At 69.2% G+C, this 5,150-nt stretch carries 4 protein-coding genes; 2 read left to right on the forward strand and 2 right to left on the reverse strand.

The genetic code is table 11. The annotated features are described in order from the left end of the window. A partial coding sequence (locus VGC18_RS11110; protein ID WP_331097297.1) for a glycoside hydrolase family 66 protein occupies window positions 1-643 on the forward strand: 643 nt, incomplete at its 5' end. Further along, a complete protein-coding gene (locus tag VGC18_RS11115) occupies window positions 640-2,403 on the forward strand; it encodes an alpha-glucosidase (RefSeq protein ID WP_414672881.1) in 1,764 nt (587 codons plus the stop codon). The genes VGC18_RS11110 and VGC18_RS11115, both read left to right, overlap by 4 nt. 30 nt (window positions 2,404-2,433) lie before the next feature. Here the strand turns inward: VGC18_RS11115 and VGC18_RS11120 are convergent, their stop codons facing one another. Further along, the gene (locus VGC18_RS11120; protein WP_331097299.1) at window positions 2,434-3,075 is read right to left on the reverse strand and encodes an alpha/beta hydrolase; all 642 of its coding nucleotides are present in this window, start codon (window positions 3,073-3,075) and stop codon (window positions 2,434-2,436) included. A gap of 70 nt (window positions 3,076-3,145) precedes the next feature. After that, the gene (locus VGC18_RS11125) at window positions 3,146-4,930 is read right to left on the reverse strand and encodes a thiamine pyrophosphate-dependent enzyme (RefSeq protein ID WP_331097301.1); all 1,785 of its coding nucleotides are present in this window, start codon (window positions 4,928-4,930) and stop codon (window positions 3,146-3,148) included. Window positions 4,931-5,150: the final 220 nt, after the last annotated feature.

The following is a 5,150-nucleotide window of genomic DNA, read 5'->3' on the forward strand; positions in this document are numbered from 1 at the left end:
TCAGCAGGTCTACGACAGCGATCCGGCACCCGCGGCCGATCTCGCCACGAGGTTCACCATGGCCACGCTGTTCTCGCACGGGGCGACCCAGCTGCTCGCCGGCGAGGCGGACCGGCTCCTCATCGACCCCTACTACGTCCACAATCATGTCGCGGAAGGGTCGACGACCCGGATGCTCGCCCGATGGTACGACTTCCTGGTCGAGCACGACGAGTTGCTTCTCGACGCCGGGATCGTCGAGGCGACGGGAGCGTACTCCGGCGAGTACAACGATGACTGCGATGTCGCCTTCGCCTCGGTGCGGGTGACGGAGACCGCGGAGGCGGGGGCCGTGTGGCGCCGGGTCGCCCTCGCGGGCGACCGCCTCGTCGTGCACCTCATCAACCTCGTCGGCCAGCGGGACACCCTCTGGGACGCTCCTCGCGAACCGACCGGCAGCACGGGGCCCGGCACGCTACGGTTCCGGCGGGTGGGGCCGGGTGTTCCCCGGGTGAGGGTCGCCGATCCCGATCGGTCCCCTCGGCTGATCGATCTCGAGGTGCGACTGGACGGCGACCACGCGTTGGCGCAGCTTCCCGAACCCGGCGTCTGGCAGATCGTCGTCATCGATCTGGTCCCACAGTCGGCGGAGGCGGGCTCATGACCGACATGACCGCGCTGGTGACCGATCGCCCCGGCTCCCCGGACGCCGCCTGGTGGCGAAGTGCCGTGGTCTACCAGGTCTATCCGCGCAGCTTCGCCGACTCGAACGGCGATGGCGTCGGCGACCTCCTTGGCGTCCTCGAGCACCTCGACTACCTCGAGGAACTCGGTGTTGACGTCGTCTGGCTCTCGCCCATCTATGCCTCGCCCGGCGACGACAACGGCTACGACATCAGCGACTATCGCGCCATCGATCCGCTCTTCGGCACGCTGGACGACTTCGACCGGCTCGTCGCCGACCTGCATCGCAGAGGCATGAAGCTCGTCATGGACCTCGTGGTCAACCACACCTCTGACGAGCATCCCTGGTTCGTCGAGTCCGCCTCGGGGGCGCTGAGCCCGAAGCGGGACTGGTACTGGTGGCGACCGCCGCGCGAGGGCCGGGCCGGCGGCGAGCCGGGAGCCGAGCCGAACAACTGGGAATCCTTCTTCTCCGGACCGGCCTGGAAGTACGACAGCGCCTCGGGCGAGTACTACCTGCATCTGTTCTCCGCGAAGCAGCCGGACCTCAACTGGGAGAACCCCGAGGTGCGTGCCGCCGTCTACGACATGATGCGCTGGTGGCTCGATCGGGGTGTCGACGGGTTCCGCATGGACGTCATCAACCTCATCTCCAAGGCACCGGGACTCCCCGACGGGACGGTCCCTCCGGGAGCGCGCCTTGGCGACGGCTTCCCGCACTACGGGTACGGTCCGCGCATCCACGAGTTCCTTCAGGAGATGCACGCGGAGGTGTTCGCCGGCCGCGAGGGCCAGTTCGTGACCGTGGGCGAGATGCCCGGCGTCACGGTGGACCAGGCCAGGCTGTTCACCGATCCGGCTCGCCGGGAGCTGGATATGGTGTTCCAGTTCGAGCACGTGGGCCTCGACCACGGGACCGCGGGCAAGTGGGAGCATCACCCGATCGACCGGCTCGAGCTCAAGCGGTCGTTCCGGCGCTGGCAGGAAGGGCTCGCCGAGGTCGGCTGGAACAGTCTCTACTGGAACAACCACGACCAGCCGCGGGTGGTGAGCCGGTTCGGCGACGACGGGGAGTACTGGGCCGAGTCCGCACAGCTGCTCGCGGCCATCCTCCACCTGCAGCGGGGCACCCCGTACATCTTCCAGGGGGAGGAGCTCGGGATGACCAACGTGCCGTTCACCGACATCGACGAGATCCGCGACATCGAGTCCATCAACCACTTCCTGGAGGCCACCCTGGTACTCGGCGCCAGGCCGGAGGCGGTGCTGCAGGACATCCGCCGCATCGGGCGGGACAACGCCAGGACGCCCATGCAGTGGAACGCCGGACGAAACGGCGGCTTCGGCGACGGCGAGCCCTGGATCGCCGTCAATCCGAACTACCGCACGATCAACGCGGCGGCCCAGCGAGGGCGGCGCGGCTCGGTCTTCGAATTCTATCGGGCGCTCATCGCGTTGCGGCACACCGAGCCGGTGGTCGCGAACGGCGACTTCCGGATGCTCGCGGGCGAGCATCCTTCCCTGTTCGCCTTCGTGCGCGACGACGGGTCCTCGAGCCTCCTGGTGCTCGCGAACTTCTCCGAGCGAGCGCTGGATCCCGCGGAGGCGCCCGATGTTCTGGACCAGGTCTCGCCCGCGGCGCGGCTCGTCCTCGCGAACTACCCCTCAGCGGCCTCACCCACGGCGATCCTGCGACCGTGGGAGGCCAGGGTGCTGATGCGGAGCTCGTCCGATCGGTGAGGCCTGCCCGCCGCCGTCCGAACCGGCGGATCAGTCGATCCAGCGCTGATCCCTCAGCCAGCTCTCGCAGAGCGAGGTCCAGCGCCCGGCGGGTTCCCCCGGTGCGAGGCCGAGGCCGTGGCGGCCGTGCCGGAACACGTGCAGCTCATGGTCGACGCCGTGGCCGGCGAGCGCCTCGGCCAGTGCATAGGAGTGCTCGACCGGCACCGCCTCATCGTCGGCGGTGTGCCAGATGAAGAAGGGTGGCGAGTCGGCGGTCACCAGGGTCTCGAGCGAGGTCTCGGCCCGGAGGGCGGGGGAGGCGTCGAGGCCGATGAGGTTCCGCCGCGACCCCTCGTGGTGGTCGAACAGCATCGAGACCACCGGATAGCAGAGGACGGCGAGATCGATGGCCTGATCCGTCGCGTGTGCCGACAGCGTCGCCAGGCCCGCCGCATGCGCACCGGCGGAGAACCCGATGACCGCGACCCTGCGCGCGCCTCCCGCGCGGCGGGCGCGCACCTCGCCGAGGATCTCGTCCCTGGGGACCGGATGGCGGGTGTTCACCGGGTAGCGGAAGACCGACGCGGTCAGCCCGAGCGACCGCAGCCATTCGGCGACCGGCTCCCCCTCGTGATCGGCCAGCATCTCGTAGCCGCCGCCCGGCAGCACGATGACGTGATCGCCGTCCATGGGGTCCTTCCGTTCGTCGCGAACTCCAGAGTACCCACCGTCCGGCTCCGCGGTCGGCCCGCTTCGCGCCTCAGTCCTCGCCGTCGTGCGAACCGAGCTGCGAGATCCTGTCCTTGAACAGGGTCGTGGCGATCGCCGCACGATGCGGCTGTCCGCGCAGGAACGCCGTCGCGAACTTCTTCGCCTGCTCGTACTCCACCTTGCCGGGGAGCGGCGGTTCGTTCGGGTCGACGTCCACGTCGACGAGCGAGGGGCCGGGATGCGCGAGCGCCTCGCGGATGGCCGCCTCGACATCCGCGGGGTCCGTCACCTTCCTCCCGAAGCCGCCGCAGGCCCGCGCCCATGCCGAGAAGTCGGCCTCCGGCTGGTTGAACCGCACGCCGTGCTCCGGGTAGCCCAGCACCATCTGCTCCCAGAGGATCTGTCCGAGTGAGTTGTTGTTGTTGACCACAACGGTGATCGGCAGGCCGTATTGGGCCGCGGTGAGGAACTCCGCCATGAGCATCCCGAACCCGCCGTCCCCGACGAAGGCGATCACCTGGCGCTCCGGCCAGACCCGTTGCATGGCGATGGCATACGGGAGCCCCGGCGCCATCGATGCGAGGGTTCCGGACAGGTAGAAGCCGCGATCCCCCCTAATCGTCCAGTGCCTGGCGGCCCAGGTCGCGACGGTGCCGGAGTCGCAGGTCAGAACGGCGTCGTCGGCGGCCAGGTCGTCGATCACGGACATGAGGTACTGCGGCGCGATCGGGGTGCGGTCGACGTTCTCGAGTGCTCCCATGCGATCGCGCCAGTCGCGCATCCTGGCCTGGTACCCCTCCAGATGCGAGAGGTCACTCCTGGGCTCCAGGTGCGGAAGGAGCAGGGAGAGGGACCGTGCCGCGTCGCCCACGATGCCGACCTCCACGGGGAGGCGTCCGCCGATCCTCGCCGGCTCCACGTCGATTTGCACGACCCTGGCGGCCCCCGGCTCGGGGAGGTGCTTGCTGTAGGGGAAGTTCGTGCCGACCATCAGCAGCGCGTCGCAGTCCTCGATCAGCTCCTCGCCGGGTCGGGTGCCGAGCAGCCCGATGCCGCCGACCGCATACTCCGAGTCGTCCGGGATCGCGGCCTTCCCCGGCAGCGTCTTGATGACCGGCGCCCCGAGTGCCTTGGCCACGGCCAGGAGCTCCGAGCGCGCGGCCAGGGAGCCGACACCCGCGAGGATGGCTGGACGCTCGGCCGCGTTGAGCAGGCGTGCGGCGGCGTCGATGTCCTCCGACCGCGCCTGTGCCGCTCCGACGTAGGCGATCGGGGCGGAGGCCGGCGGCCTGGCGGGCGCGACGTGCGCGAATGGGTCGGCATCCGCATCCGCCACCTGCACGTCGTTGGGGATGGTCAGGTGGGCGACCCCGCGGCGAGACAGCGCGGTGCGGATGGCGATATCGACGACGCCGGGCAGCTGCGCCGGATTCGTCACGGTCAGGTTGTATTCGGTCACGTCCTCGTAGAGCTTGTCGAGCGCGACCTCCTGCTGGTATCCGGTTCCGAGAACGCTGGACTCCTGCAGCCCGGTGATCGCGAGCACGGGCTGGTGGTCGAGCTTGGCATCGTACAGCCCGTTGAGCAGATGAATTCCTCCGGGGCCGGAGGTGGCCAGGCACACGCCGATCCGTCCGGTCGCCTTCGCGTGCGCGGTGGCCATGAAGGCGGCGGCCTCCTCGTGGTGCACCAGCACGAAGGCGATCTCGTCGGCATGCCTGCGGAGTCCCTCCATGATGCCGTTGATCCCGTCGCCTGGCAGGCCGTAGACGGTGTCGACGCCCCAGTCGATGAGGCGCTGGATGAGGTTTTCGGAGGCGATGTGTGACGACATGGGCAGACCGTACGTCCGCTTCCCTTCCTGTTCAAGGGGCTGCCGCCGGAGGACGGATCGGGTCTAGGGTGCGGCCGGTGGCGGAAACACCGGCGGTCTCTGAGTGAAACAACGCCGCAACATGCCGGGAATAGGCTCGGTTCATGGAAGGCCTGTTCGACGGATACGGCGCCCAGGCAGCCAGGGGTCGCACGACGGGACCGGCGGCATGGGACGAGAT

It is taken from the genome of Lacisediminihabitans sp. (genome assembly GCF_036404185.1).
In the GTDB taxonomy this organism is placed as follows: Bacteria; Actinomycetota; Actinomycetes; order Actinomycetales; family Microbacteriaceae; genus Lacisediminihabitans.

What these genes read in the sequence shown, in the direction of transcription:
- VGC18_RS11115 (WP_414672881.1), top strand. Translation starts at nt 640, where the DNA reads ATGACCGACATGACCGCGCTGGTGACCGATCGCCCCGGCTCCCCGGAC.
- VGC18_RS11120 (WP_331097299.1), bottom strand. Translation starts at nt 3,075, where the DNA reads ATGGACGGCGATCACGTCATCGTGCTGCCGGGCGGCGGCTACGAGATG.
- VGC18_RS11125 (WP_331097301.1), bottom strand. Translation starts at nt 4,930, where the DNA reads ATGTCGTCACACATCGCCTCCGAAAACCTCATCCAGCGCCTCATCGAC.